The organism is Bacillus sp. CH_70 (assembly GCF_038007045.1).
GTDB classification, from domain to species: domain Bacteria; phylum Bacillota; class Bacilli; order Bacillales; family Bacillaceae_G; genus Bacillus_A; species Bacillus_A cereus.
On record NZ_JBBOWL010000001.1, the window covers coordinates 715,809 to 742,500 of the forward strand.

Below are 26,692 nucleotides of genomic sequence, written 5' to 3' on the forward strand. Positions count from 1 at the left end.
TATCCCCACTGTGTATTAGCCCGCATCAATCGGGATAATGTGGAAATTAAATTAATTTCGTAAAATATAAATTACCTAATGGAATGTATATGTTACAATAAAGGTGGAGGAGGAACATGAATGGCTGTAAGTAAAATAAAAGTCGCGCGTGTTCAGTTAGATTTAACACAGCAAAAATTAGCAGAAAAAGTAGGCGTTACAAGGCAAACGATTAGTTTAATTGAGAAGGGGAAATACAACCCATCTTTAGATTTATGTTTGAAAATTTGTTATGCGGTAGATAAAACATTGAATGATTTGTTTTGGGAGGAAAAGGAGTGATAGGGTGAAAATCGTGAAAGATGAACGTTTAATGATTGAGGGGTTAAAACACATTAGGTTAGTTTTCATTTTACAAAATATCATCATACTAGGCATTGTTTTTTACCGTTATGTTTTGCAAGGAGCAGGATATGAAAGTGTTTCGGATCTATTAATGGTATTTATGGGCGGGATCGTAGCCATTAACTTCTTAAATTTAAAACATTCTGTAGAGGCATATGAGCATACAGGTGGGGTATCACGTAGCTATTTCATGAAACTATTATTCATTCCGGTAGGTGTTGTTATTGGACTGTTAGCTATTTGTATTATTGTAACACCGAATATTTCGATAAAAGCAATCAGTATAACAGCACTTATTATGTTTGCTTGTTTTTTAGTTCCTAGTTTATTTATCTACATATATATGAAAAAGATAAAAAGTGAAGATTGAAATATAAGAAAGGCTTTCCCGTATTGAGGAAAGCCTTTCTTATATCTTTTTATACAGTACTTTATGAAGGCCAATCGGTTCAATTTCAAAGATTTCACCATGCTCCTGAAAGTCTAATCGCTTGTAATAGTCAGTTACAGTAATACGGCCATTACACCATAGGATGTTTGCTTTCCGTTCTTTTAAAATTTGTTCTGCCTTCTGAATTAAGGAGCTTCCAGCTCTTTTGTTCCGAAAGTTAGGTAATGTTGCCATTCCTCGTAGTCTATAATGGATACCTTTTTGCAAATCAGGATATATTTCTTTTGAGAAGGAAGCGATGCTAATCAACTCATCGTTTATAAAGGCACCTAAGTGGAATGTGTCTTTTTCGTAATCAGAAGAGTATTTACAGTCTGCCAGGGACTGATTGGGACGCAACACCGCTTGGCGTAATAAGTGTGTCTCGGATGCATCAATATACTGCACAGTAATCATGTTATCATCCTTTCTTATAAACCTTTTTCTATAAGTTGTATAAAGAAGTATGCAGGTGCAGCGAGAAGGCCGAGTATACTAGCGGTTCCGAGAAGGAGTGAAAGAAAAAGGAATGAGTATTTAACTCCATTTGATTTTTTCCAACCATAGCTGCAAATTTCAATGCTAACACCGATGAGAATAATGGCGACAAGTACTTCCGCTAATAATAAGAGAGCTAAAGTTACAATAGACATAATGTAATCCATCCTCATAATATGTGATAGTAACATTTTACCATATGAAATTAAAAAAATGCCCCTCAATTATGTGAGGGGCATTTTTTTACTCTAATATGTTTTTTAGTGTATCGATATGCTCTTTTGAACCTGTTACAAGTAATGTATCGCCGTGTTGTAGTCTTGTATCACCATGTGGTATTAATGCTTTATTACCGCGGTAGATTTGAATGACAAGTACATCACCTAAAAACGGAAGGCGGCGAAGCGCAATGCCGTTATATTTATTGCTGCGTAGTTCAACTTCGCGTACTGTTTCGTTTGCTGTTGTAATTAAGCGAACGAGACTAGGTTTATCAATAAGTGCACGTAATAAAATACGTGTAGAGTTAATTGTTGAGAATACAGCGATATGTTCTTGCGTTGCTTTTTCTTGTAGAAGTGGATCTTCTACACTTGCAATAACATGTTCAACACCTAGCTCTTTTGCATGTTCTGCTAATAATAAGTTTTGTTCATCATCGCTTGTTGCAACAACGACGCGATCTGCATCAAATGCTGTTTGTTCAGTTAATGATGCGATTGTGATGTCATCTAATTTCACGATAGGGAAGTCATGCGATTTCGCTTCCTCATCATTTATTTTGTTTTGACGCATCATATATAGTGTTACGTCATAATCTTCTCGTTTTAAATCTAGTGATAACGGAAGGGTAATTCTGCTCGCGCCAATAATAGCTACTTTTGGTTTTGGTGTTTCTACTTTTGGGAACATTTTTTTAAACAATATAGGTGCAAAAATACAAGTAATAACTGCGCTTAAAATAAGAGAGGCAGATAAACTTGGACTGATGATCCCTAGTTTTTCACCAATTTGTGCAGCCGCGATAACTAAAGAAAGTGTCGATGTTAATAAGATTGCACTTCCAAGTACGATATTACGTGGATACCATTTTCGTAAGACGAGTGATGGTAAGAGTTTTGAAATAAAGAGTCCTACAATTAAGATTGGGATCATTAGCATGCTAGAAGGCTCTTTAAAAATAGACCATACCTCTAGATTTACACCAACCATTACGAAGAAAATAGGGATGAAGAAACCATAGCCGATGGAATCAAGTTTTTCCACCATATCTTCATCGGGTGATAATAACGATACAAGTACACCTGCTAAGAAGGCACCTAAAATATTTTCTGCTCCAACAGATTCCGATAACCCAACTAAGATTAAAATGAGTGCAAAAACAGCCCGTGTATCAATTTGTACACTACCAGCTTTTAAACTATCTAAGTATGGAATGTTTTTAAAGCGTTTTGCAATAAAGTAAATGACAATACCGGCACCGAATAGAAGAAGTAAGAGCCACATACTTTGGCCGCTTTCGGAATTTAATCCGACGAAAACAGCGAGTAAAATCATTGTAACTAAGTCTGCAATAACAGCAACTAATAAAATGATTTGTCCGATTGCAGTTTTTCCTAGGTTGTTCTCTTTTAGTGTTGGTACAACAACACCTAAAGAAATAGTTGAAATAATTAAAGTCATGAACATTGCATTATCTACAAATCCTAGCCATACGAATAGTAATGATAGGGCATAAGATAAGATGAAAATAAATAAGAAGATAATGCTTGCTGCTTGAAATGTATTTGGTTCGTTTGTCGTATTTTTTTTCCCTTTTTGTTTAAAGATAGAAAAATCAATTTCTAAACCGCTTAAGAACATGAGGAAGATAAATCCTAATGTTGATAAAACTTGAAGCCACATATCTGGCTCAATAATATTAAACCCACTTTTACCTACAAAGATTCCTGCAATAATTTCTGCAACGACAACAGGAAGTGCTTTTAATTTAAAGCGTTGTAACAAAAGGGGAACGAAAAACGCGATTGCAACGACAACCATAAGTGATAGAACAGAAGTATGATGTTCCATTGCGTTCTCTCCCTTCAAATAAATATAGTACCTATTTAGCCATATAATAGGTAGAAAAGCAACGCATATGGATTCGATTTCATAAAGAAAGACTTTTCTTAACATTTGTCATAATAAGTATATTCTTCATGATTCTGCTGTTAATTCCGTAATGTGGATGTAATGGGGGAGGAGAATAAAAAAAGACTGCTGAGATTCCTCAGCAGTCTTTTTCATGTACATTACATTGAGAAGAAGATCCATACAGTTAAACCAACTGTTGCAGTTGCAACGAAGAAACTGTATATCATTGTAAGAATTTGAACTCTTCCTTCTCCTTCTTTTAAATGCATGAACATAATTAATTGTAACAATGCTTGCGCAACAGCCATTATGATAATAGTTGTTAAGACTGTTGAAAGTGGCAATGTTGTGTAAAGTGCCACGTATAACGCTAGAAACGTTAATGCAAGCGATAAAATAAATCCGAAAACGTGTGACCAAGGGAATCCGCTATGCGCATGCCCGTTTGCTTGATTGTTGTTTTGAGCCATCTACGCCACCATCCCGTTCAAGTAAACTAGTGTGTAAATAAAGACCCAAACAAGATCAAGGAAATGCCAGTATAAGCTGATAATGAATACTTTACGAGCTGTAACTGGTGTTAAACCTCGTTTTAAAATTTGGATAATAACACAAATTGCCCAAATGATACCGCCTGTTACGTGGGCTCCATGCGTTCCAAGAAGAACGAAGAATGCAGATAGGAAAGCACTTGTTTGAATTGTTGCGCCTTCACCGATGTACATAATGAACTCTTCGATTTCAAAGAATAGGAAACCTGCACCTAAAAGTAATGTAAGGACGAACCATCCAAGCATTGCTTTTTGGTTGTGCTTACGCATTTCGTGAATTACGATACCACATGTGAAACTACTTGTTAAAAGTAGTAATGTTTGAATTAAAAGCGTTTTAAGTTCAAACAGTTGCGCTGGTGTTGGGCCATCTGCCGTACGACCAGCAAGGACTAGATAAGAGGCGAAAAGTGTTGCGAACAGCATAATTTCAGCCCCAAGAAAAATCCAGAATCCTAGGATATTCAATCTGCTTTGTTCGGATTGATATTCCAAAGGTAAGCTTTTATCTAAAGCCGCCATGTCATTTCACCTCTCATGCTATATGTTCTGTTTCTTTAATTTCATCAACGCTTACGTAGTAGCCATCATCATAATCGAATGAACGATAGATTAAGCAAGCTAAAATACCAACGCCGCCGATTGCTGCAAGCCAGAACCAGCTAAATACTAATGCGAAACCTGCAAGACCGAAGAATAAAGACGCAATAATAGGCACACCAGAGTTACTTGGCATGTGAATTGGTTTGATATCTTCTGCTGCTGGTGTAACTGTTTCTCCGCGTTTTTTCATGTACCAGAAAGCATCAGCTTCTTTGATTTCAGGAAGTTTCGCGAAGTTGTAATGTTGTACAGGAGATTGAGTTGCCCATTCAAGTGTACGGCCATCCCATGGATCTCCAGTTGTGTCACGTTCACCGTGACGTGCACTCCAAATTACGTTGTAGCAAAGAAGTAGGAAGCCAATACCCATCATTACCGCACCAACAGATGCGATTTGGTTTAGCCATCCCCATCCAAGACTTTCAGAGTAAGTGTACATACGACGAGTCATACCGTCTAAACCTAAGAAGTACATTGGGAAGAAACAGATGTTGAATCCGCTCATAAAGATCCAGAATGTCCATTTACCTAGACGTTCATTTAACATATGACCAGTCATTTTTGGATACCAGAATGTGAATCCAGCAAGCATAGCGAATACTGTACCTGCGATTAATACGTAGTGGAAGTGAGCGATTAGGAAGTAGCTGTTATGGTATTGATAATCAGCTGCTGCCATTCCAAGCATAACCCCTGTAACCCCACCGACTACGAAGTTTGGAATAAATGCCAATGACCAAAGCATTGGAACTGTAAAACGGATACGTCCTTTATACAGTGTAAACAACCAGTTAAAGATCTTAACACCGGTTGGAATCGAAATCGCCATTGTCGAAATCGAGAAGAATGAGTTAACCGCTGGACCTGCACCCATCGTGAAGAAGTGGTGAAGCCATACGACGAAACTTAGTAAAGAAATTGCAACCATTGAGTATACCATCGCACTGTAACCGAATAGACGCTTACGTGAGAATGTACTAATGATTTCAGAGAAAATACCGAATGCCGGTAAAATAACGATATATACTTCAGGGTGACCCCATACCCAGAACAGGTTGGCCCATAACATCGGCATACCGCCGCTCGCCATCGTAAAGAAGTGAGCATCGAATAGACGGTCAAATGTCATTAATGCAAGAGCAACTGTTAATACTGGGAAAGCGAAAATAATGATAATTGTTGTAATTAAGATTGACCAAGTAAACATTGGCATTCTCATTAAAGTCATACCAGGTGTACGCATTTTTAAGATAGTAACAAGGAAGTTAATACCGGTCATTAGCGTACCGAGACCTGAAATCTGTAATGCAATTGCGTAGTAGTTATTTCCTACGCCTGAAGTAAACTCTGTACCTGCCATTGGGAAGTAAGAAGTCCACCCAGCGTCTGGAGAACCACCGATTACGAAAGCGATGTTGAATAACATTGCTCCGACAAAGAATAACCAGAAACTTAAAGCATTTAAGAACGGATATGCAACATCACGAGCACCAATTTGTAATGGTACTACAAGGTTCATTAATCCCATAACGAATGGCATTGCCATGAAAAGAATCATTACTGTACCATGCGTTGTAAAGATTCCGTTATAGTGTTCAGCGTTTAAATAAGTTGTTTCTGGGAATGTTAATTGTGCACGGATCATTAAACCATCCATACCACCACGGAATAACATGATAACCGCAGAAATAATATACATGGCTCCGATTTTTTTATGGTCAACAGTTGTTAACCATTCGTCCCAAAGCCATTTCCATTTTTTATACTTTGTTAGTACGAAAATGATTGCTAATGTCACAAGAACGATAGAAGCGTCTGCACCGTAAATAATCGGGTCACCTGTGACAAAGAATTCATCAAGCTTCACTGTGTTCACTCCAATCTGTTGGAATAATAGCTATTATTTTTTGTTTTTGTAGTAGTTGTAATCACAATATTCAAGTGATTTTGGATCTACATAACTTAAGTGGTGACTAGAGAATGTCATACGACCAACTACACCAGGTTTAACAATTTCGTTGTACTTAGCTTCTGTTAGTTTAGGAGCAGTTTCTTGTACTTCTTTAACCCACTTGTCATATTTCTCTTTAGTTTTCGCTTCAACTTCGAACTCCATGTGTGTGAATCCTTCACCAGAGAAGTTCGCACTACGGCCTAGGTAAGAACCTGGCTTATCAGCTTGTAAATAAAGATCCATAATCATGCCATCCATTGTGTACTTCATACCACCAAGTTCTGGTACCCAGAAAGCATTCATTGGGCCGACAGAAGTCAGTTTGAATTGAATTGGTACACCAGCTGGGATGTTTAAATAGTTAACGGTTTCAATTTTTTCCTCTGGGTAACTGAATAACCATTTCCAGTTTGCAGATGTAACATAAATTTCAACTGGTTTAATATGTTTGGACTCTTTCGGAACCTCTTCCGAAGCATAAGTTGCTTTTACTGTTGGAATCGATAATGCGATAACGATAATAACAGGAACAAGCGTCCAAATAATTTCTAGTAATGTGTTACCGTGTTGTTCAGGTGGCTCATAGTCCATATTCTCTGGTTTTTCACGATAACGAATCAAGATGACTGTAAACAGAATGAATACAATTGCGATAATTAATGACATAAGCAAGAATGACCAAACAATTAAATCATACTGTGCTTTTGCAACAGGTCCTTGCGGATTTAATACTGCGAGTTTTTTATCACAGCCACCGAGGAACAGAAGTAATGATAACGGAAGAAGCGAAGCCAACTTCCAAAACGCTTTCTTTAGTTGCACGATTGAAAATCTCCTTTCTCCTTGGATTGAAACTATGCCAATAAAACAATATAAACCTATTAATTTATAGAAGGCAATAGTTTTTGATATATTGTTAAAAAATAGACACAAATGCACACTTTTTAAGGTGAATATCATTTGTAACTTGATTACATTGTAAACTATTTTCCAGAGAAAAACGTGATTGTGAAAATTTTAAGATAAATAAAGTTATACCAGGATATCCAAGAAATAGAAAAAAGCTATCTTATCATAAGAAAGATAGCTGAATATTTTGTATATTTAGTTTATTTCTTGTGTGACAGTTCGTGGCTGTTCAAGTTTGACAATTTTTTTATATTTAACTTGGTATAAAATGTAACAAGTAATCATAAATGGAATGCCACAATAAAGAGCAATTCTTTGATCTGGAATGAAAGCCAAACTAACAAATGTAATGAAATTGAGCGAGAACGCTACGATTGGAACTAGTGGATAGAGCGGTGTACGATATTTTAAATCATTTATGTCGCCACCATTTTTCACGAAATTTCTACGGAAGAAAAACTGTGAAGCGGCGATTGACATCCACACGACAACAGCAGCCATCGCTGCAATAGATGTTAAAACTAGAAAGACAGTATCTGCCGCAAATACACTTGTTAATAAAGAAAGACTTGCAAAAATCAGACTGAAAATTAATGCGTTTAGCGGTACACCTCTTTTAGTTAATTTAGTAAACGCTGGACTTGCCATTCCTTGTTTTGCCATCGCCCACAGCATACGAGAATTTGCGTATAGACCAGAGTTAGCAACGGATAATACAGCTGTAATAATAACGAAGTTCATAATGTCTGCTGCATATGGGACACCGGCTACATCAAATACAAGTACAAAGGGACTTTCGACTAGATTAGCCTCTTGCCACGGGAGTAAACCTACAACAACTGATATCGCTAAGACGAAGAAGAAGAGAGTTCGCCAAATTGTATTTTTGATTGCTTTTGGAATTGTTTTTTCAGGATTTTCACTTTCTCCTGAAGCGATTCCAATTAATTCTGTTCCTTGGAAGGAGTAATTTACTGTAATCATCGTAAGAAGAACAGCTAATGCACCGTTTGGAAATAGCCCGCCATTTTCAGTGAAATTATGAAGCATCGGAGCTGGCTTTCCATTAAAGTCTAGTAGACCGAACATAACAGCGCCACCAAGTACGATGAAAATAACAATTGTTGCAACTTTTACACTTGCGAACCAAAACTCTGCTTCTGCATATGCTTTTGCTGATAAAGCGTTTACGAGAAATAGCGCTGCTGCAAATGTAACGCACCAAATCCATGAAGAAACGTCTGGAAACCAGCGTTTCATTAAAATACTTACAGTTGTTAACTCTACGCCAACTGTAACAGCCCAATTTAGCCAATACATCCAACCGACAACAAATCCAAAACCAGGTGAAATGAATTTGCTTGCATAGCTTTGGAATGAACCTGCTTCTGGCATAGCAACGGATAATTCACCAAGACATAACATCGTTAAATACATAACAAATCCACCGACTAAAAATGCAAGAATAGCACCACCAGGTCCGGCATTATGGACAATTTGACCAGATCCCATAAATAGCCCGGTTCCGATAACACCGCCGAGTGCAATCATAAATAGGTGTCTACTTTTCATTGTTCGTTTTAAATCTGTTTGTTCAATTTGTTGATTCATATGCCCCTCACCCCGTATTTTCTTGAATGTGTGAACTTCGTTTTATTCTGAGTTTTTAATCATTAGTGGGGGATGCAACACACACTCGGTTTATTTACTATGAAATGAATGGAGTATGTAAAAAAACGAACTATGACTAAATACTCTAAGAATGTTTGTTAACATGGTGATATCTTCACCATGTTAACAATTTTGATTTTAACAAAATATTCTGGGAATGTATATTTATTTTTCTTTTTATTAAAAATAATTAGAATTTTTATAATTAATTCTATGAGCGATAATTCACATGATCTTTCTAGCAAACTAGTAAGAAGAAGGGTACAATGATAAGAGTTGTGTCTGTAAAATAATAATTAATGGAGTTTTGTTTATAATGAAAAAGTTAAAATATCTTTTTGTTTTTGGGATTATACTTGCTGCTGCATTTTTTATAGGAAAAGATAAAATTATGCAAAAGGCGCAAGTTCTACGCTTAGAGTTTCTATCTGAAATGAAAGAAGCAGCTATGATTGAGGATGTTCCGTTTATTAAACAATTACCAGAATTACCTCGAGGATGTGAAGTGACAAGTTTAGCTATGTTGTTGCAATATAAAGGTGTACAAGTAGATAAGATGCAACTTGCTAGCGAAATTCATCGCGTTCCATTTGAACAAAATGGCGTACGGGGAAATCCTTACGAAGGGTTTGTTGGAAATATTTATACAAAGGCAGAGCCTGGATATGGTGTATATAATCAACCGATTTTTAATTTAGCAGAAAAATATGTTCCTGAAAAAGTAATTAATTTAACAGGTAGAGACATGCAAGATATATATAAAGTAATTAGTTCTGGTTCACCGGTATGGGTCATTATCAATACGACGTTTAAGCCGCTAGCTGAAAGTAGTTTTGAAACATGGAATACGAGTTCGGGCGAAGTGAAAATTACATATTATGAGCATAGTGCAGTAGTAATTGGATATGATCAAAACTTTGTATATGTAAATGATCCTCTTAAAAATAATCCGCGTTTGGCTGTTCCACGAGCAGAATTTGAGAAAGCTTGGGAGCAAATGGGAAAACAAGCAATTACTATTTTATAATAATGAAAAAGTCATCTTTTGGATGGCTTTTTCATTTTAGTTTATCATCACTGAAAATTCAGAAGATTCTTTTAAAAGTTAGCAATTCACGTTATAATAACATTTAACTTGGTGAAGAAGGAGTGAAGGGGTATGGATGTTGCAAAGGAACTTGTTTTGTCAAAAAATCAGTTAGTTGAGTGGAGAAGGCATTTTCATAAGTATCCAGAGTTATCTTTTCAAGAAGAAAAAACATCGCAGTTTGTGTTCGACATACTTCGGAAATTCCCGTATTTAGAAGTGTCACGGCCGACTAAATATAGTGTGATGGCAAAATTAGTAGGTAAACAGCCTGGCAAAACAGTTGCGGTTCGAGCCGATATGGATGCTCTTCCTATTCATGAAGAAAATGAGTTTGATTTTATTTCTACATATAAAGGTGTGATGCATGCATGCGGTCATGATGGACATATAGCGATATTACTTGGAGTCGTACATAAGTTAGTGGAAGAAAGAGAGAAGATTAAAGGGGAGATTCGTTTTCTATTCCAACATGCTGAAGAGAATTTCCCTGGTGGTGCAGAGGAGATGGTTGCTGCAGGTGTAATGGAAGGTGTGGATTATATTATTGGTGCTCACCTTTGGGCGTCGTTAGAGGTTGGGAAAATAGGTGTTATTTATGGTCCTGCAATGGCCGCACCGGATGTTTTTAAAATTAAGATAGAGGGAAAAGGTGGACATGCTGGAATCCCTCATGAAACGGTGGATAGTATCGCAATCGGAACACAAGTCGTTTCGCAACTTCAGCAAATTGTATCTCGCCTCACGAATCCATTAGATTCGCTCGTAATATCTGTTACGCAATTTCATGCGGGGACAACTCATAATGTAATACCAGAGCAAGCCGAGATTGAAGGGACAGTGAGAAGTTTAAGACATGAATTACGAGGTGAAACAGAGAAGAAGATTGAGCGGATTGTGAAGTATATTACGGAATCTTACGGAGCGAAATATACATTTTCATATGAATATGGATATCGACCAGTTGTAAATGACTATGAAGCTACAGAGCTTATTGAACAAACGGCATTACAACTTTATGGAAGGGATAGAGTTGTTCGTTTACAGCCAACGATGGCTGGAGAAGATTTTTCAGCGTTTTTACAAAAGACACCGGGGACATTCTTTTTTATCGGAGCAGGAAATAAAGAGAAAGGTATTATATATCCTCACCATCACCCTCGTTTTACGATTGACGAAGATGCATTACCGATTGGAGTGGAAGTCTTTGTATCAGCCATTATGAACTTTATAAGTAAAGGAGAATGAGATGAAGAAAATACACATCCTAGCGCTTATTCCAGTTCTTTGTTTAGTAGTTGGGCCAATATTTGCGAATTCAGTTACTCCTTACGTATTAGGGATGCCCTTTTTATTATTTTGGGTATTATTATCAGTGTTTATTACTTCTCTTTGTATGGGGCTTGTGTACGTGTTTGATCCTGCTAATAAGGAGGATGTAAAATGACTGCATTACTTATCATTATTTTATTTTTGTTTCTCGCACTATTTTTAGGGATTCGGGCACAACATGGAAAAGATATGAATTTAGAACAATGGTCAGTTGGAGGAAGAGGGTTTGGCACTATTTTTGTTTTTCTCCTTATGGCAGGTGAAATTTATACGACGTTTACATTTTTAGGAGGAAGCGGCTGGGCATATAGTAAAGGCGCACCTACCTTTTATATTTTAGGCTATGGTGCTTTAGCTTATCTTTTATCGTATTTTTTATTGCCACCGATTTGGAAGTATGCAAAAGAGCATAACCTTGTTTCGCAGTCGGATTTTTTTGCGAAGAAATACAGAAGTAAGGCGCTTGGACTTATTGTTTCAATTGTTGGTGTTGTTTCCATCATCCCATATCTTGTTTTACAGTTAAAGGGACTGGGAATTATCGTTTCAGAAGCGTCTTACGGAAGGGTATCACCTGTTGTTGCGGTTTGGATTGGTGCTATTGTTATAACTATATATGTAATGGTTTCAGGTATACACGGTTCAGCTTGGACGGCTGCTTTGAAGGATATTATGATACTGTTTATCGTTATGTTTTTAGGTATATATTTACCGTATCATTATTATGGAGGATTTCAGCCGATGTTTGAAGCTGTAGAAGCAGCGAAACCAGGATTTTTATCTTTACCTGAAGAAGGAATGAGTATTTCTTGGTTTGTTTCTACTATTATATTAACGGCCCTCGGTTTCTATATGTGGCCTCATACATTTGCTTCTGCTTTTTCTGCAAAAAATGAAAAAGTATTTCGTAAAAATGCAGCAATTATGCCATTGTATTCTTTAGTGTTACTTTTCGTATTTTTCGCAGGGTTTGCTGCTATATTGCAAGTTCCTGGGTTAAAGGGAGCGGATGTAGATCTTTCGTTAGTTCGTCTTGCTTTACAAACTTTTGATCCTTGGTTTATTGGGATTATTGGTAGTGCGGGAGTATTAACGGCATTGGTTCCAGGCTCTATGCTTGTTATGGCGGCTTCTACACTGTTAGCAAAAAATATTTATCGAACGATTGTTCCATCTGCTTCAGATAGACAAGTTGCTAAGATGGCAAAATTATTTGTGCCTGTAGTAACGCTCGTGGCAGTTTTATTTACATTTAAAGGAGGGGAAACAATAGGAGCGCTTCTCTTAATGGGGTATAGTATCGTTACGCAACTTTTCCCTGCACTTGTATGTAGCTTGTTTCCACGCCAAATTGTTACGAAGCAAGGAGCGATTGCAGGAATGGGAGTTGGGCTGTTAGTGGTCGCATATATTACCTTATCTGGCTCAACTATAGCTACGATGTTTCCGAGTTTTCCGCAGTATATAAAAGATTTGAATGTGGGCATAGTCGCATTGTTAATTAATATGATTGTGATGTTTGTAGTTAGTGGATTTACAAAAGGTGTATTTATAAAGAAAAACACTACAATAGTAGAAAAGTAATTCGTTTATTGGAGCTATCTTTGCAAAGAGATAGCTCTTTTTTGTATATATTTTCTTCTATTAGCGGAATCTAACTAAAAACTTGTTGAAAAGGAAGTTAGGTGGGGAAATTGTTAGAGCTTGAAGGTAACTTATTTGAAGTTATGAAAGAAATTAGGGATGAGTTAGGTTCACCTAATGATTTAACAATTAGAGAAGTTGCTCTTGCTGGGAGTTTTACACGTTGTGCGGTTGTGTTTTTATGTGGATTAACAGATAAGGATAATGTTTATAAATATGTCATTCGCACACTGCAATACGAAGAAATTCAAAATGAGGAAGCTGTTGTTCAAACGTTATTGGATCGTTTTATTTCTATCGCAGAAGTGGGTGTAAAGACGAAGTTTCCAGATATTATGAATGCGATTTTAGCGGGAGATACAGTTATATTAATTGATAATATTCAAACTGCTATCGTTATTAATAGTAGGGCTTGGGAGAAGAGAAGTTTAGAGCCACCAGTGACAGAAGATTTAATACGCGGACCGAGAGTTGGATTAAATGAAGATATTAATGTGAATAAAATGTTAATCCGACGCAGTTTACGCGATCCAAAGTTGAGGTTCCAATCTTATATTATGGGGAAGCGATCGCAGAAAGAAGTAACCCTAGTATATATAGAAGATATTATAAATCCTCACATTGTAAAAGAGTTAGATCGCCGTCTTCAATCAATAGTGACAGATGTCGTTTTGGAAACAGGTACGATTGAACAATTAATTCAGGATAATAATTTATCCCCATTTCCACAATTTTTGAATACGGAGAGGCCTGATAATATTATAGCCTCATTAGCGAAAGGGAAGGCGGCCATTTTAGTAGATGGATCCCCGTTTGCTCTTATCGCGCCACTCGTATTTGTTGATATTTTTCAATCTGTAGAAGATCATTACGAGCGCTGGGTGATTGGAACGTTATTAAGATTTTTACGTATGGGATCAGGTATAATTGCGGTTTTGTTACCAGCTATGTATGTAGCGCTTGTATCTTACCATCAAGGACTTATTCCTTCTAAACTGGCTTATTCAATTGCGGGTGCGAGGGAAGGTGTTCCGTTTCCAGCATATATTGAAACGTTAATGATGGCCTTGACTATGGAATTAATACGAGAAGCTGGAATCCGATTGCCGAAACCGATGGGACAAACGATAGGGATTGTAGGAGGTCTTGTAATTGGAGAAGCTGCGGTAAATGCAGGGATTGTAAATCCGTTTTTAGTTATTATTATTGCGGTTACTGCGATTGCTACGTTTTCGCTTCCTGTATATAGTATTACGATTACGTTCCGAATTTTACTTTTCGTCTTTGTATTAGCTGCAACGGCTTTTGGGTTGTATGGGATCATTCTAGCTCTGATTGCACTTGCTATTCATATTACAAATTTAACAAGTGTTGGTATACCGTATACAACCCCAATTGCTCCTGCATTTTATAAAGATTGGAAAGAAGAATTTATTCGCATGCCAAAATCGATGTTGAAAGATAGACCAGAGTACTTACAAACAAAAGATTCTACAATACGTCCAAAGGAGCGAAAATAAGTGAAACCATTTGAGTATGGCGATGAAGAGATTGGATCTCGGGAAATTGGGTTTGCGGTATCATCGACCATTATTGGTATAGGGGCATTGTCTATGCCAAGAGATATCGCTAACCAAACTTTATTTTCGGACGGTTGGATTATCTTACTTTTGGGTGGATTGATCTGCGCAGTTTTAGGTTGGTTTGTGACGAGAGTAGCTATCTTATTTCCGAAACAAAATTTTGTTCAATATACGAGTGCGCATTTGACGAAGCCTGTTGCATACACAATTAGTAGTATTTTAGTATTAACGTTTGCTGCTTTGACAGCATATGAATCGAGAATGATTTCAGTTATTTCTCAAACGTATTTATTTAGTGATACACCGATACAACTACTGTCTTTCTTCTTCTTATTAGTTGTTATTTATGGAATAGCAGGATCACGAGCAGCCTTATTAAGGTTAAATGTTTTATTCTTACCTATTGTTTTAATTGCAATAGTACTTCTTTCTTTATTGAATATAAATTTAATGGAAATAAATAATTTACTACCAGCTTTTCAAACGAAAGTAAGTCAATATGCTGTTGGAGTTAAAAATTCTATTTTTACGTTTATTGGATTTGAAGTAGCTTTATTTTATGCGGTGTTGCTAAATGATAAGACAGCGAAAAAAGCGCCAATGGCAGTCGCGAAAGCGGTGATGGTAAACGTACTGTCATACATTTTAATTTATGTAACTTGTATTAGCGTTTTTACTTATATGACAACACGTGGATTGACATATCCAACAATTGAATTAGGGAAAGAAATTGAAATTGGGGGAGGATTTTTAGAAAGGTTTGATGCGATTTTTTTTACGACTTGGATTATTACAATTTATAACACTACAGCAATGTATTATGACGTCGCATCTTTATTGTTTTGTGCTATGTTTCCGAAAGTGAAGAAACATATTTTTATTTTCGTAAGTGCCCCTATTATTTTTATGGTGAATATGATACCTAGTAGTTTGAATACTTTATCAAGTTATGGGACTTATTTAGCTTGGATAGATATGGGGTTTGTTGTGTTAGCTCCTTTGCTCGTTTTAATTATATATAAAATAAAAAGAAGGAATGGTGGAAATGAAACACCTTCTTAAAATTATAATGGTTATGGCTTTAACTGGATTTATGAGTGGGTGTTCTGAGTTAGAAGAGATAGAAGAAAGAGGATTTGTAGTAGGAGCGGCTTACGATATCGTGAAGGAGAAGAAAGCGAATCCAATTATGAAAGGGACCTATCAGATGGTACTCCCTAGTAAATTGTCTCAACAGGGCGGACAAGGGGGTGGGGATAGCGAAAATTATATTAATGTTAGTGCAAAAGCAGATAGTGTATTTGAACAAATAAGAATAATCGCCAAAAAAATTAGTCGTACATTATTTTTCCCTCATATACAGGTGATTATTTTCTCTGAAGAATTACTTTCACATCCATACATTTTACAAAATACGTTAGATGTATATATTCGCGATCATGAGATGAGAAGAAATATTCGTTTGTTCGTTTCTAATAAAAATGCCGAAGCTATTTTAAAACAAAGTGCCAAGCCTGAAAATTTACCGGCGCAGTATATTGATATGTTAGCTGAACACCCTCCGAAAAATGCCCAAATGATTGAGGCTGCAAGAATTGGTGAGGTGCAGGAAAAGATGATCTCTAACCGAAGTTTTGTATTGCCTATTCTGGAACTAACAAAGCAAGGAGTACAAATGAACGGTGCAGCATTGTTTCGTGGAAAGGATAATAAGTGTGTAGGCAATTTGAGTGGGGAAGAAACATTAGGGATGAATTATATAATAGGTAAAAAAATTGGAGGCTTTTTTACCATCCGTAAAAAGAATCAACTTATTACATATGAAATTCATAAGTTACGTCGAAAAATTAAAGTATCCACAACGAATGCTACAAAACCGAAATTTAATATTCATTTATTTCTGGAAGGTACAATAGCTGAGTTGCACTTTAGTGATCATAAAAAGGTTTTGAATGAAAAGCGTTTAGAGAAGGATATATCGGAAGAAATGGAGGAGCGTATTCAAAAATCGATTAAGCTTGTTCAAAAAAAATATAAGGTAGATGTATTAGAGTTAGGGGAAGTGTATAAGAGACATAATTATAAAGAATGGACAAAAATAAGTAAGAATTGGGATCAAGGCGAAAATTACTTTAGTAATGCTGAAATTACTGTTCACGTTCATCCAACAATTGAACATTCAGGTTCAGCTTTACCGAAAAGAGTGAAATAAGGTGATGAAAGTTGTTTACTGGATTAGGAATTAGTTGCACGATATTAATGGCGGTGCTGCCGGGGGCTATTTATTTCATTCATAAAAAACTCACAACGTATGGAGCGCAGCCGTGGAATACTGATGTACAAAAAAAGAAACCTGAATGATTTTCAGGTTTCTTTCGGGCAAAGCATATGTGAAGGGGGATGCCTTCTATGTATGCTTTGTTTTATACAAGCCCTAACCAATGTACCAATTGTGTAGAGAGGAATGTAACAACAATGGCGATAACGGTAGGGATTGCAAACGATAAGAATGTCCATTTTGCACTTTTTGTTTCTTTGTATATGTTAACCAGTGTTGTTCCACACGGGAAATGAAGAAGTGAGAACAACATTGTGTTTAACGCTGTTAACCAAGTCCAACCATTTTCTAGGAATAGATTTTTAATTTGATTAAAATCATCTATTTCAGTTAAAGCCCCAGTTGATAAGTAAGACATTAATAAAATTGGGATTACAATTTCATTAGCGGGTAGTCCAAGAATGAATGCAGCTAGAATAAACCCGTCAAGTCCTAACATTTTAGCAAATGGATCTAGGAAATTTACAAAATACATAAGTAAGCTTGTGTCACCGATAAAAATATTAGCAAGTAACCAAGTTAATGCAGCTGCAGGGGCAGCAACAACTATAGCTCGTTTTAAAACGTAGATTGATTTATCGAGTGTTGCGCGAACAATTGTATTCCAAACTTTTGGCTTGCGGTACGGAGGTAACTCCAGTGTGTAGTGAGTTGGAACCCCTTTTAAGGCTGTTTTTGATAGTACCCAAGAAACAGTTAATGTCATAATAACACCAATTACAACCATTCCAACTACAACGCCAGCAGTAACCAATGTTTGCATACTGCCTGTATAACCAGCAGCCATAAATAGTGAAGCCATTAAAATTAACATAGGCCAGCGACCGTTACAAGGAACGAAGTTGTTCGTTAAAATTGCTAGCATACGTTCACGTGGTGATTCAATGATACGTGTTGACATAATGGCTGCTGCATTACAACCAAATCCCATTGCCATTGTTAAAGATTGTTTCCCGTGTGCGCCGGATCGTTTGAATAAGCGGTCCATATTAAACGCGACACGTGGTAAGTATCCGTAGTTTTCTAATAGCGCGAACATAGGGAAAAAGATTGCCATAGGTGGTAACATAACGCTAATAACAGCACCGATACCACGGAACAAACCAAGTATTAAAATGCCATGTAACCATTCAGGTGCATGCGCTGCTTGGAACCAAGATGTTAAATATCCTTCGGCCCATCCGAAGAATTCGGCAATCATATCAGATGGTACGTTAGCGCCTGCAATTGTAAGATAAAAAATAATAGATAAAATACCGAGCATAATTGGGAATCCCCAGATTGGAGATGTGAAAATTTTATCTAGTTTTTCGGAACGATATAATTTATCAGTATTTGTATATTGGACAGATTCTTTACATATGCTTGCAGATGTTCGGTAAATATCTCCGACTATATCATCTCGTATATCTTCTTTTGAAAGTGTTTGTGCATGTTGAATAATATAGTCTAATGGAAGAGCTTTACTGGCTGAGTGAGATTCCATTAATTACGACCTCCCTTACAAGTGGTTCATTATGGTGTTTTTGAAGTGTAGTTAAGAAATTTTTATCTCCATCTAATATACGTAACGCAATCCAACGTGCTGGATACGTATCACCGAACACTTTATAAATTTGTGGTTCTAATTCCTGAATCATATTTTCGATTTTTTCGCTGTAAGTAATTTTAATTGGTGTTGGAATTAGTTTTTTATTTGCTACTTTTGCAATAACATTTAGCAAATGACCAATACCTACTCGGTTACGTGCTGAAATTTTAACGACAGGTACACCAAGTGATTTTGCTAATTTCTTTTCATCGATAACAATCCCTTTTTTCTCGGCTTCATCAATTAAGTTAATGCAAATGACTACATTATTTGTCATCTCCATCACCTGGAGTGCTAAATTTAAATTTCTTTCCATAGCAGTTGCGTCTATGACAACTACAGTTACTTCTGGTTTTTCGAATATAATATAATCCCTCGCTACTTCTTCGTCTGCGGAATTTGAGTATAGTGAGTAAGTTCCAGGTAAATCTATTAATGTATAATTACTTCCGTTATGTTCATATTCTCCTTCAGCTTTTAAAACAGTTTTTCCCGTCCAGTTTCCAGTATGTTGTTTTAAACCTGTTAAAGTATTAAATAATGTACTTTTCCCGGTATTCGGGTTACCAGCTAAAGCAATACGATGTTTGCTCATCTGAAATCATCTCCTATTAATACCCCGAAAATAAGGGAGCTTTCTTCTTTGCGCAGTGCAATAGTTGTGTTGCTCACTTGATAAGCGACCGGATCTCCAAGTGGACTGCGTTGCAATACTTTAATCGTTGCCCCTGGGATAAATCCCAAATCTAATAAACGTCGTTTCATAGTTCCTTCTAATTGTATCTTCTCAATTTGTACAAACTCCCCTGTTTTAAACTCGGAAAGGGGTTTAGTATTAGCCGATACCATAAAAGTTACCTCTTCTCTATATTTTTAGTGTTAGTTTAAAAAGTTTCCTTAGGTAAACTTTTTGTTAGTAATATAGTAGACTACATTGGATGATGCTGTCAATTAGTACTTTAAAAATATTCATTTAATTTTAGAATTGTTCCAATTTATTTAGTTGTACTAAAAAATATTACTGAAATTCTTTTTAATGTGCATAAATTAGGCGTGAAAAAGTTACAAAATACAGCGGAATTGTAAATGTAACTTTAACTAAAAGGGAAAAAGAGAGAAAAACATTTACATTGAATTTACATTGTTAAGAATAAATTTACATTACAGCATAGTTAGTGTGGTTTTTGTTTGCTTCTTTAACTACAAATGTTGGGATTCCTAGCTTTTGAGGATGATTATCGTCATTTACTTAAAATTAAAAATTGCTTAACACTCACATAATATTGTTGTCCTACAATGAATTTGTGTTCGAAAGAAAATGAATTCGAAAAGTGATAATCCAAATGGGGGTACAAGACATGGTTATGAAAAAAGGTATTAAATTTTCTTTAGCAGCTTTAGTGGTAGCAGGAGCATTAGTTGGGTGTGGGAAAGCAGAAGATACAACTAGTAAAGAAACTGCTAAAGGAAGCGATAATACAAAACAAGAATTATCAGGTACGATTGCAGCAGCTGGTTCTACAGCTCTTCTACCTCTTGCGGAGGAAGCTGGAAAGAAATTCATGGAGAAAAATTCAAAAGTTTCTATTCAAGTTCAAGGTGGCGGTAGTGGAACTGGGATTAACCAAGTAGCATCTGGTGCAGTACAAATTGGTAATTCAGATGTTCCGTCTGGAGATAAAATAAAAGATGCTGAAAAGGCGAAAGAATTAGTAGATAACAAGGTAGCGGGTATTGCATTCGCTCTTGTCGTAAATAAAGATGTAAAAGTTGATAACTTAACAGTGCAACAAGTACAAGATATCTTCACTGGAAAAGTAACAAACTGGAAAGAAGTAGGCGGAAAAGATGAAAAAATCAACGTAATTAATCGTCCGGCTTCATCTGGTACACGTGCTACATTTGAAAAAACGATTATGAAAGACGCGAAAATTAATGATGGAACTGGTACAACACAAGATTCTAACGGTGCAGTAGAGCAAGCTATCAATTCTACTCCAGGTTCAGTAAGCTATTTAGCGATGTCTTACATGGTTGGAGATAAAAAAGGTGCACTACAAACAGTGAAAATTGATGGTGCTGAACCGAAAGTTGAAAACATTGCGTCTGGTAAATATCCATTCTGGTCTTACGAGTATATGGTAACAAAAGGTGAAGCGAAAGAAGCAACAAAAGCTTACATCGATTATGTAAAAGGTAAAGACTTTGAAAAGCAAGTAGAAGATATGGGCTACATTCCAATGTCTAAATTAAATAAGTAATAAAGTTTTATGGGGCTGGCTGCAAGGCCAGTCCTGTTCATTTCAATCTGTGAAGTGGGGTCTGTCCTGTGATGAAGGGGAAAAAACAAATTAATTACGTGAAAAGTGAATATATAGGAAGATCACTTGTTACGTTTTGTGGTATTTTTATTGTTTTAATTACATTAGCTATTATTGCGTTTATTTGTGGTAAAGGTATTCAATCTTTTACACAAAGTGGTATCTCATTTACTGAGATGTTAACATCGACAAAATGGAATCCAAATGCTGATCAAGGATCCTTCGGGGCTTTAATTTTCATTGTAGGTTCAACGGTGGTTTCGTTAGGTGCGGTTATTATTAGTGCACCAATTGCTATAGCTCTTGCTATATTCATGAATTTAATTTCGCCAAAGTTTGGAAATAAAGTATTGAAGCCTGTTCTAGAATTGTTAGTTGGTATTCCTTCGGTTGTATACGGATTATTAGGGGTTACGATTTTAGTACCACTATTACGTGATTCGTTTGGGGGAGTAGGCTTTAGTTTAATTGCGGGTATTGTTGTATTAAGTATTATGATTTTACCTACTATTGCTAGTATCGCTTCTGATGCAATACGTTCTGTTCCATTTGATTATTTAGAAGCTTCTTATGGTCTAGGATCAACGAAATGGCAAGCGATTAGCCGAGTGATTGTTCCTGCTGCGAAAAAAGGGATTTTAACAGGTGTTGTTTTAGGCTTAGCGCGTGCTTTCGGTGAAGCGTTAGCGGTTCAAATGGTAATCGGGAATACGATTAAATTACCAGAAGGAATATATAGTCCGACAGCGACGTTAACTGGTATTTTAACAATGGATATGACGAATACATTGAACGGAACTGCTTGGAACAATGCGCTATGGACTTTAGCGATGATTTTACTTGTTATTTCATTCCTGTTTATTTTAGTAATTCGAGCGATTGGGCAAAGAGGTGAGCGATAATAATGAATGCAAGAACGGTAAATAAAGTTTGGACAGGTATCTTTTATGCGGTTGCGGCTTTAGTTGTAGCTTTGCTAGTGTTCTTAGTATTTGAGATTTTACAAAAGGGATGGGGATTTTGGGATCCTAATTTCTTGTTTGGAGAACCAAGCAATACAAGAGCTGGTGGTGGGATTGGTCCGCAGTTATTCAATTCCTTCTACATGCTTGTTATAACGCTTATTATATCTATTCCTCTTGGATTAGGTGCTGGAATATATTTAGCGGAGTACGCAAAACAAGGACGTTTTTTAAATTTTGTTCGTCTATGTATAGAGACGATGGCGTCTTTACCTTCTATTGTTGTTGGTTTATTTGGTTTGTTAGTGTTCGTTACAATGACAGGTTGGGGATACACAGTAATGGGTGGTGCTCTTGCTTTAACTATTTTAAATTTACCAGGTTTAACGCGTGTTTGTGAAAATGCGATTTCAGAAGTTCCTCATAATGTAAAAGAGGCAAGTCTTGGATTAGGTGCAACGAAGTGGCAAACAATCGCTCGTATTATTATCCCATCGTCATTACCACAAATTATTACAGGGATTATTTTAGCGGCGGGTCGTATATTTGGGGAAGCGGCAGCATTAATTTACACAGCGGGTTTAACATCCCCGATTTTAAATTCAGCAGCGGATTTCTCAAGTCCTGCGCATCCTTTAAATCCGTTTAGACCAGCTGAAACATTAGCGGTTCACATTTGGAAATTAAATTCTGAAGGAGTTATTCCAGATGCGAAGTTGATTGCGACAAAATCTGCAGCTGTATTAATTATTATGGTATTACTATTCAATGTTATTTCACGCTTGATAGCATCTATATTACACAAGCGCTTTACAGGAACGAAAAGAAAAAGTAAAGCAACGAAAAAGGTAAAAGCGGCATAAATTATAAAGAAGAACTCTCTATTTATAAGTAGGGGGTTTCTTTTGTATTTTAATATAGAAGGAATGGATGTAATGGTTGTTGAATTTGTGATTAATTATAAAGAAGAACAGATGTAATTTAGAGAGGAGTTTTAATTTGTTTTTTCTGCAAATGTCAGGTTTTCCTGGGTCAGGAAAATCGACAGTTTCTAAGTATATAGCGAAATTAACAGGTGCTGTAATTATAGATCATGATGTTTTGAAATCCGCGTTGTTAAAATCATTAAAAGTAAAAGGAATTGAATCAACGATTGTTGGTGGGCTTGCGTATGATGCCGAATGGGTATTGATTGATTCTTATTTAGAACAAGGGCATAGTGTTATATTGGATAGTCCGTGTTTATATGAGGGAATGGTTGAAAAAGGAAATAAATTATCAACTAAACATGGTGTGAAATATAAATATATTGAGTGTTATCTTAATGATATGGAAGAGATTAATAGGAGACTGCAAACACGTAAGCGTATGATCAGTCAAATTGAAAAGGTGGAGTCGGAAGTAGGTTTTGAAAAGTGGTTAAATGGTAGTCAAAGACCTTTAAATAATGAATACCTTATTGTGGATTCTAGTAAACCTATAGAGCAATATATGGAAAAAATGATGGATTATATGACTAAGTAGAGAAAAGACGTTATCTTCATTTGTGAAGATAACGTCTTTTGTTTTTAAATATCAGGTGTTTCTGTAGAAGTGCTTATTTTCCTACGGGAGCGTCTTTTTCTCCCGATTTTATCTAATAGTTCATACATAACTGGAACGACTACTATTGTAAGAACAGTCGAGACTGCCAAACCGCCGATGACAACGACGGCTAAACTTTTTGATACCATACTTCCTGCTTGGGATTGGCCAAATAGGAGTGGGAGCATAGCGACGATTGTTGTAATAGCTGTCATAATAATTGGGCGTAGTCTAGTAGAACCTGCTTCAAGTAAGGCTTCTCTAGTTTCCATTCCGTGTTCCCGATTTTGTTGGACTCTTTCTATTAATACAATAGCGTTTGTAACAACAATCCCGATTAACATTAATGCGCCAATCAAGGAATTTATATCAACAGGTGTTCTTGAGATGATTAATCCTAAAATACCACCGACAGCAGCTAACGGTAAGGAGAATAGGATTGCAAAAGGAGCGCGTGCTTGCCCGAAGGTGATAACCATAATTAAATATACAATCCCGATTGCAATCCCCATAATTTTGAATAAATCTGTAAAATTCTCTTGCATAGATTCAGTAGCTCCTGCGATATTTACTTTTGAACCGCTAGGTAAATCTAAGTCAGTTATCGCTTTATTTACTGCTGTGTTTACTTTACTCAAATCTTCATTTGAAGCTTCGGCGGTAATTTGAATTGTTTCTTTTCCGTCTTTATGGAAAATTTCTGTTTGCGTTTGTTTTTCTGAAATAGTTGCGATGTCTTTTAAAGGAATTGGTCCATTAGTAGGTGATAGTATGTTTGTATTTAAAATATCTTCTTGTTTAGTAATGTTTTCCTTTTTATGTTCTATCATAATAGTAGTTTTTTCATTATTAATTGTAATTTCGCCAATAGGTGATTTCTTCATAAGGAATGATACTTGTTGCGCAGCTATTTCTGGTGTTAAACCTAGTTGTTCAGCCTTTGTTTGATCAATATGAATTTGCCATTCTTTCTTAGAGTCTTCTAAATTCGTTTTTACTTTAGAAAGATCATCCATGCTTTTTAGTTTTGTTTCGACGATAGTAGCCGCCTCTTTTAAATCCGCTTCGTTAGTAGCTGTTACGTTAAATTGTAAGTTGTTGCCGCCGCCAGAGCTTGAATAACTTGTTTTTATATAATCAAGTTCAGCAGGCTCAAAAGTTTTATTTTCCTTTTTTAACTCTTTAATATATTGATCAATATCAGAACCTTTTTTAAAGACTACAAATATACTAGCAAGGTTATTTTTAGTTGTTTGCCCCCATTGTGCATCTTCTGCGCTAGATCCCATTCGTAAAATAACGTCTGTTACATCTGAATTAGAAAGTAATTTCTTTTCGAAATCGAATGCTTTTTGTTTTTGAGCTTCAGCATTATAATCGGCTGGAAATGTCATGTTAATAGATAACATTGTGTCGTCCTCAGATTTTATGTTTGCTTTCGGTAGTAATATATAGGCTGCAATTGATCCTGCAAATAATAAAAATGCAGTAAGTAGAATAATGAATTTATGAGAAAGAGACCACTTTAACGTAGTGACATATCGTGATGAAGAACTTGGCTTTCGATGCTTTGTTTTTTTGAGTAGTAAAAAAGCCATAAGTGGAACGACTGTGAGTGCAACGATTAAGGATGATAGAATAGAATATACAACTGCTAATACCATAGGTAACATTAATTTTCCGATTGCTCCTGATACGAGGCCGATAGGTAAAAAAACAGCGACCGTTGTTAAAGTAGAAGAAGTAATTGCGACGGCAACTTCTTTCGTTGCATCAAGAATAATATTTTTAGAGAAAGAATCTTTTTGTAAACGACGGAAAATATTCTCGATGACAACGATACTATCATCGACGAGACGTCCAACCGCAACAGCTAAACCACCAAGGGTTAAAATGTTAAGTGTGATGTTAGATTGATGTAGTAAAAAGAGTGTTAATAAAATAGATAATGGAATACTGACAACAGCGATGAGTGTTGTTCGGAAGTTACGTAAAAAGATTAAGATAATTAGAGTTGCAGCGATTGCTCCAAGTATTACTTCTTTTCCCATGCTAGTAACAGCATTTTCAACTTGTTCATGGGTTGAGGCCAAAAGTTTAATGGAAAACTGATCTTTATATTCCTTATTTATCTCTTTAACTTTTTTATCAATCTCTTTTCCAATTGCAACTGCATTTTTGCTCGGTTCTTTCATGATGATTAATCCAGTGCCTTCTTCTCCGTTTATATGTGAGATTGTATCGTAGTGTTGTTTGATTTCGATTTGAGCAATGTCTTGCAATTTTACTTGGGGTACCACAGTGATGTTTTTAATGTCATTTACATTTTTTATGTCCCCAATGACGCGGAGGTTGTATTCTTCCTGATTAACAGTAATTGCCCCAGCTGGAGTAGAAGTTTCTTTTCCTTGTAAAACAGTGAGTACCTGCTGTGATGTTACGTTTTTGTTTTTTAATTGGTTCGGATCAAGTACGATAGATAATTCAGAGGTGGATTTTCCGAAAAACATAACATTAGCAACACCATCAATGTTTTCGAGTTGTGGTACGATTTCTTTTTCAATTTGTTTTTCATCTGCTTTTGAAAACCCGTTTTGTTTCTGGATAGTAATTTGGGCGAGTGGAATCATAGAAGTGTTTAGTTGACTAACTACGGGCTTGGTTACATCTTTAGGTAATTTAATTGTATTGACGGCTTTTTCGACTTCGCGTGCTGCATCTTTCATGTTTGCTTTTGATGTATACGCAATGTCGATACGTGATAATCCCTCGTATGTAGAAGAAGTAATGGTGTCGACGTGCTCTAAATTGCGAAATTGTTTTTCGAGAGGATCAGTTACATCCTTTGTCATCGTTTCAGCGTCGAGTCCTTGAGATAAGGTTGTGACGGTAATTGCTGGATTGTCGATACTTGGTAAAAATTCCATAGGTAATTTAGAGCCGGAATAAACACCGAGTATGGAAATGAGAAAAATCATGATGATAATGGCAGCTCGGTTTTTTAATGAAAACTTTGTTAACCTATCCATAAAATAATTCCTCCATTGGTTTATTTATAGTTGAGTACATCCTTTCTTACTATATAACAAAAAATGGATATTTTTCATTAATTAA

26 protein-coding genes are annotated in these 26,692 nt (G+C 36.2%); 14 read left to right on the top strand and 12 right to left on the bottom strand.

The window, feature by feature from the left end:
- Nucleotides 1-120 precede the first annotated feature (120 nt).
- Together N2V79_RS03535 and N2V79_RS03540 are read left to right on the top strand one after the other, a co-directional pair.
- Nucleotides 121-321, top strand: a complete 201-nt coding sequence (locus N2V79_RS03535; RefSeq protein ID WP_000301177.1) for a helix-turn-helix transcriptional regulator — start codon at nt 121-123, stop codon at nt 319-321.
- Nucleotides 322-325: 4 nt separating this feature from the next.
- Complete coding sequence (locus N2V79_RS03540; protein ID WP_053565223.1) at nt 326-754, top strand: hypothetical protein; 429 nt, start codon at nt 326-328, stop codon at nt 752-754.
- Between the two features lie 39 nt (nt 755-793).
- On the opposite strand, the gene N2V79_RS03545 is transcribed toward N2V79_RS03540, so the two are convergent.
- The 8 genes from N2V79_RS03545 to N2V79_RS03580 all read right to left on the bottom strand — a co-directional run bounded on the left by N2V79_RS03545 (nt 794) and on the right by N2V79_RS03580 (nt 9,076).
- Nucleotides 794-1,231 carry a GNAT family N-acetyltransferase gene (locus N2V79_RS03545; RefSeq protein ID WP_000633846.1) on the bottom strand — a complete coding sequence of 146 codons (438 nt, stop codon included), beginning with the start codon at nt 1,229-1,231 and terminating at the stop codon, nt 794-796.
- A gap of 14 nt (nt 1,232-1,245) precedes the next feature.
- Entirely contained in the window at nt 1,246-1,503 is a 258-nt protein-coding gene (locus N2V79_RS03550) for a DUF4022 family protein (RefSeq protein ID WP_071714271.1), read from the bottom strand.
- A gap of 52 nt (nt 1,504-1,555) precedes the next feature.
- Nucleotides 1,556-3,385 (bottom strand): monovalent cation:proton antiporter family protein, encoded by a 1,830-nt coding sequence (locus N2V79_RS03555; RefSeq protein WP_064532083.1) that lies wholly within the window; start codon nt 3,383-3,385, stop codon nt 1,556-1,558.
- 221 nt (nt 3,386-3,606) lie between these two features.
- On the bottom strand, nt 3,607-3,918 hold the full coding sequence (gene qoxD, locus N2V79_RS03560; protein WP_000068425.1) for a cytochrome aa3 quinol oxidase subunit IV: 312 nt from the start codon (nt 3,916-3,918) through the stop codon (nt 3,607-3,609).
- Nucleotides 3,919-4,521: a cytochrome aa3 quinol oxidase subunit III gene (qoxC, locus tag N2V79_RS03565; protein ID WP_000729316.1), complete on the bottom strand. Its 603-nt coding sequence runs from the start codon at nt 4,519-4,521 to the stop codon at nt 3,919-3,921. It abuts the gene before it with no gap.
- Between the two features lie 13 nt (nt 4,522-4,534).
- A complete protein-coding gene (gene qoxB / locus N2V79_RS03570) occupies nt 4,535-6,469 on the bottom strand; it encodes a cytochrome aa3 quinol oxidase subunit I (RefSeq protein WP_000762374.1) in 1,935 nt (644 codons plus the stop codon).
- 33 nt (nt 6,470-6,502) lie between these two features.
- Nucleotides 6,503-7,378 carry a cytochrome aa3 quinol oxidase subunit II gene (locus N2V79_RS03575; RefSeq protein ID WP_001176165.1) on the bottom strand — a complete coding sequence of 292 codons (876 nt, stop codon included), beginning with the start codon at nt 7,376-7,378 and terminating at the stop codon, nt 6,503-6,505.
- 282 nt (nt 7,379-7,660) lie between these two features.
- Nucleotides 7,661-9,076 carry an amino acid permease gene (locus N2V79_RS03580; protein ID WP_001075764.1) on the bottom strand — a complete coding sequence of 472 codons (1,416 nt, stop codon included), beginning with the start codon at nt 9,074-9,076 and terminating at the stop codon, nt 7,661-7,663.
- Nucleotides 9,077-9,452: 376 nt separating this feature from the next.
- On the opposite strand from N2V79_RS03580, the gene N2V79_RS03585 reads away from it, so the two are divergent.
- The 8 genes from N2V79_RS03585 to N2V79_RS03620 all read left to right on the top strand — a co-directional run bounded on the left by N2V79_RS03585 (nt 9,453) and on the right by N2V79_RS03620 (nt 17,143).
- On the top strand, nt 9,453-10,163 hold the full coding sequence (locus tag N2V79_RS03585; RefSeq protein ID WP_000734491.1) for a C39 family peptidase: 711 nt from the start codon (nt 9,453-9,455) through the stop codon (nt 10,161-10,163).
- A 132-nt stretch (nt 10,164-10,295) separates the two neighbouring features.
- The gene (locus tag N2V79_RS03590; RefSeq protein ID WP_340719579.1) at nt 10,296-11,471 is read left to right on the top strand and encodes an amidohydrolase; all 1,176 of its coding nucleotides are present in this window, start codon (nt 10,296-10,298) and stop codon (nt 11,469-11,471) included.
- Nucleotide 11,472: 1 nt separating this feature from the next.
- Complete coding sequence (locus N2V79_RS03595) at nt 11,473-11,670, top strand: DUF3311 domain-containing protein (protein ID WP_000719836.1); 198 nt, start codon at nt 11,473-11,475, stop codon at nt 11,668-11,670.
- Nucleotides 11,667-13,139 (top strand): sodium:solute symporter family protein, encoded by a 1,473-nt coding sequence (locus tag N2V79_RS03600; RefSeq protein ID WP_063546480.1) that lies wholly within the window; start codon nt 11,667-11,669, stop codon nt 13,137-13,139. Before N2V79_RS03595 ends, N2V79_RS03600 begins: the two co-directional genes overlap by 4 nt.
- 101 nt (nt 13,140-13,240) lie before the next feature.
- Nucleotides 13,241-14,719 carry a spore germination protein GerLA gene (gene gerLA, locus N2V79_RS03605; RefSeq protein ID WP_103574563.1) on the top strand — a complete coding sequence of 493 codons (1,479 nt, stop codon included), beginning with the start codon at nt 13,241-13,243 and terminating at the stop codon, nt 14,717-14,719.
- Nucleotides 14,720-15,844 carry a spore germination protein GerLB gene (gene gerLB / locus N2V79_RS03610; protein ID WP_000802006.1) on the top strand — a complete coding sequence of 375 codons (1,125 nt, stop codon included), beginning with the start codon at nt 14,720-14,722 and terminating at the stop codon, nt 15,842-15,844.
- Nucleotides 15,828-16,994, top strand: coding sequence for a spore germination protein GerLC (gene gerLC / locus N2V79_RS03615; RefSeq protein ID WP_023521200.1), 1,167 nt, complete (start codon nt 15,828-15,830; stop codon nt 16,992-16,994). The genes gerLB and gerLC overlap by 17 nt, the downstream gene beginning before the upstream one ends.
- A gap of 11 nt (nt 16,995-17,005) precedes the next feature.
- Entirely contained in the window at nt 17,006-17,143 is a 138-nt protein-coding gene (locus tag N2V79_RS03620; protein ID WP_000493991.1) for a hypothetical protein, read from the top strand.
- 62 nt (nt 17,144-17,205) lie between these two features.
- Here N2V79_RS03620 and N2V79_RS03625 read toward each other — a convergent pair whose 3' ends face one another.
- Genes N2V79_RS03625 through N2V79_RS03635 form a run of 3 tightly spaced genes read right to left on the bottom strand, consistent with a single transcriptional unit; the run spans nt 17,206 to nt 19,560 of the window.
- On the bottom strand, nt 17,206-18,606 hold the full coding sequence (locus tag N2V79_RS03625; protein WP_000443602.1) for a nucleoside recognition domain-containing protein: 1,401 nt from the start codon (nt 18,604-18,606) through the stop codon (nt 17,206-17,208).
- A complete protein-coding gene (locus N2V79_RS03630; protein ID WP_000033865.1) occupies nt 18,584-19,306 on the bottom strand; it encodes a FeoB small GTPase domain-containing protein in 723 nt (240 codons plus the stop codon). Before N2V79_RS03630 ends, N2V79_RS03625 begins: the two co-directional genes overlap by 23 nt.
- Nucleotides 19,303-19,560 carry a FeoA family protein gene (locus N2V79_RS03635; RefSeq protein ID WP_000252989.1) on the bottom strand — a complete coding sequence of 86 codons (258 nt, stop codon included), beginning with the start codon at nt 19,558-19,560 and terminating at the stop codon, nt 19,303-19,305. Before N2V79_RS03635 ends, N2V79_RS03630 begins: the two co-directional genes overlap by 4 nt.
- 509 nt (nt 19,561-20,069) lie before the next feature.
- Between N2V79_RS03635 and N2V79_RS03640 the strand changes: the two genes are divergently transcribed.
- The 4 genes from N2V79_RS03640 (at nt 20,070) to N2V79_RS03655 (ending at nt 23,518) form a co-directional block, all read left to right on the top strand.
- A complete protein-coding gene (locus tag N2V79_RS03640; RefSeq protein ID WP_000245112.1) occupies nt 20,070-20,972 on the top strand; it encodes a phosphate ABC transporter substrate-binding protein PstS family protein in 903 nt (300 codons plus the stop codon).
- Between the two features lie 71 nt (nt 20,973-21,043).
- Nucleotides 21,044-21,934, top strand: a complete 891-nt coding sequence (gene pstC / locus N2V79_RS03645) for a phosphate ABC transporter permease subunit PstC (RefSeq protein WP_000676676.1) — start codon at nt 21,044-21,046, stop codon at nt 21,932-21,934.
- A 2-nt stretch (nt 21,935-21,936) separates the two neighbouring features.
- Entirely contained in the window at nt 21,937-22,857 is a 921-nt protein-coding gene (pstA, locus tag N2V79_RS03650; protein ID WP_000994139.1) for a phosphate ABC transporter permease PstA, read from the top strand.
- 136 nt (nt 22,858-22,993) lie between these two features.
- The gene (locus N2V79_RS03655; protein WP_075718855.1) at nt 22,994-23,518 is read left to right on the top strand and encodes an AAA family ATPase; all 525 of its coding nucleotides are present in this window, start codon (nt 22,994-22,996) and stop codon (nt 23,516-23,518) included.
- Between the two features lie 44 nt (nt 23,519-23,562).
- Here N2V79_RS03655 and N2V79_RS03660 read toward each other — a convergent pair whose 3' ends face one another.
- Nucleotides 23,563-26,607 (bottom strand): efflux RND transporter permease subunit, encoded by a 3,045-nt coding sequence (locus N2V79_RS03660; RefSeq protein WP_340719580.1) that lies wholly within the window; start codon nt 26,605-26,607, stop codon nt 23,563-23,565.
- Between the last annotated feature and the right edge of the window lie 85 nt (nt 26,608-26,692).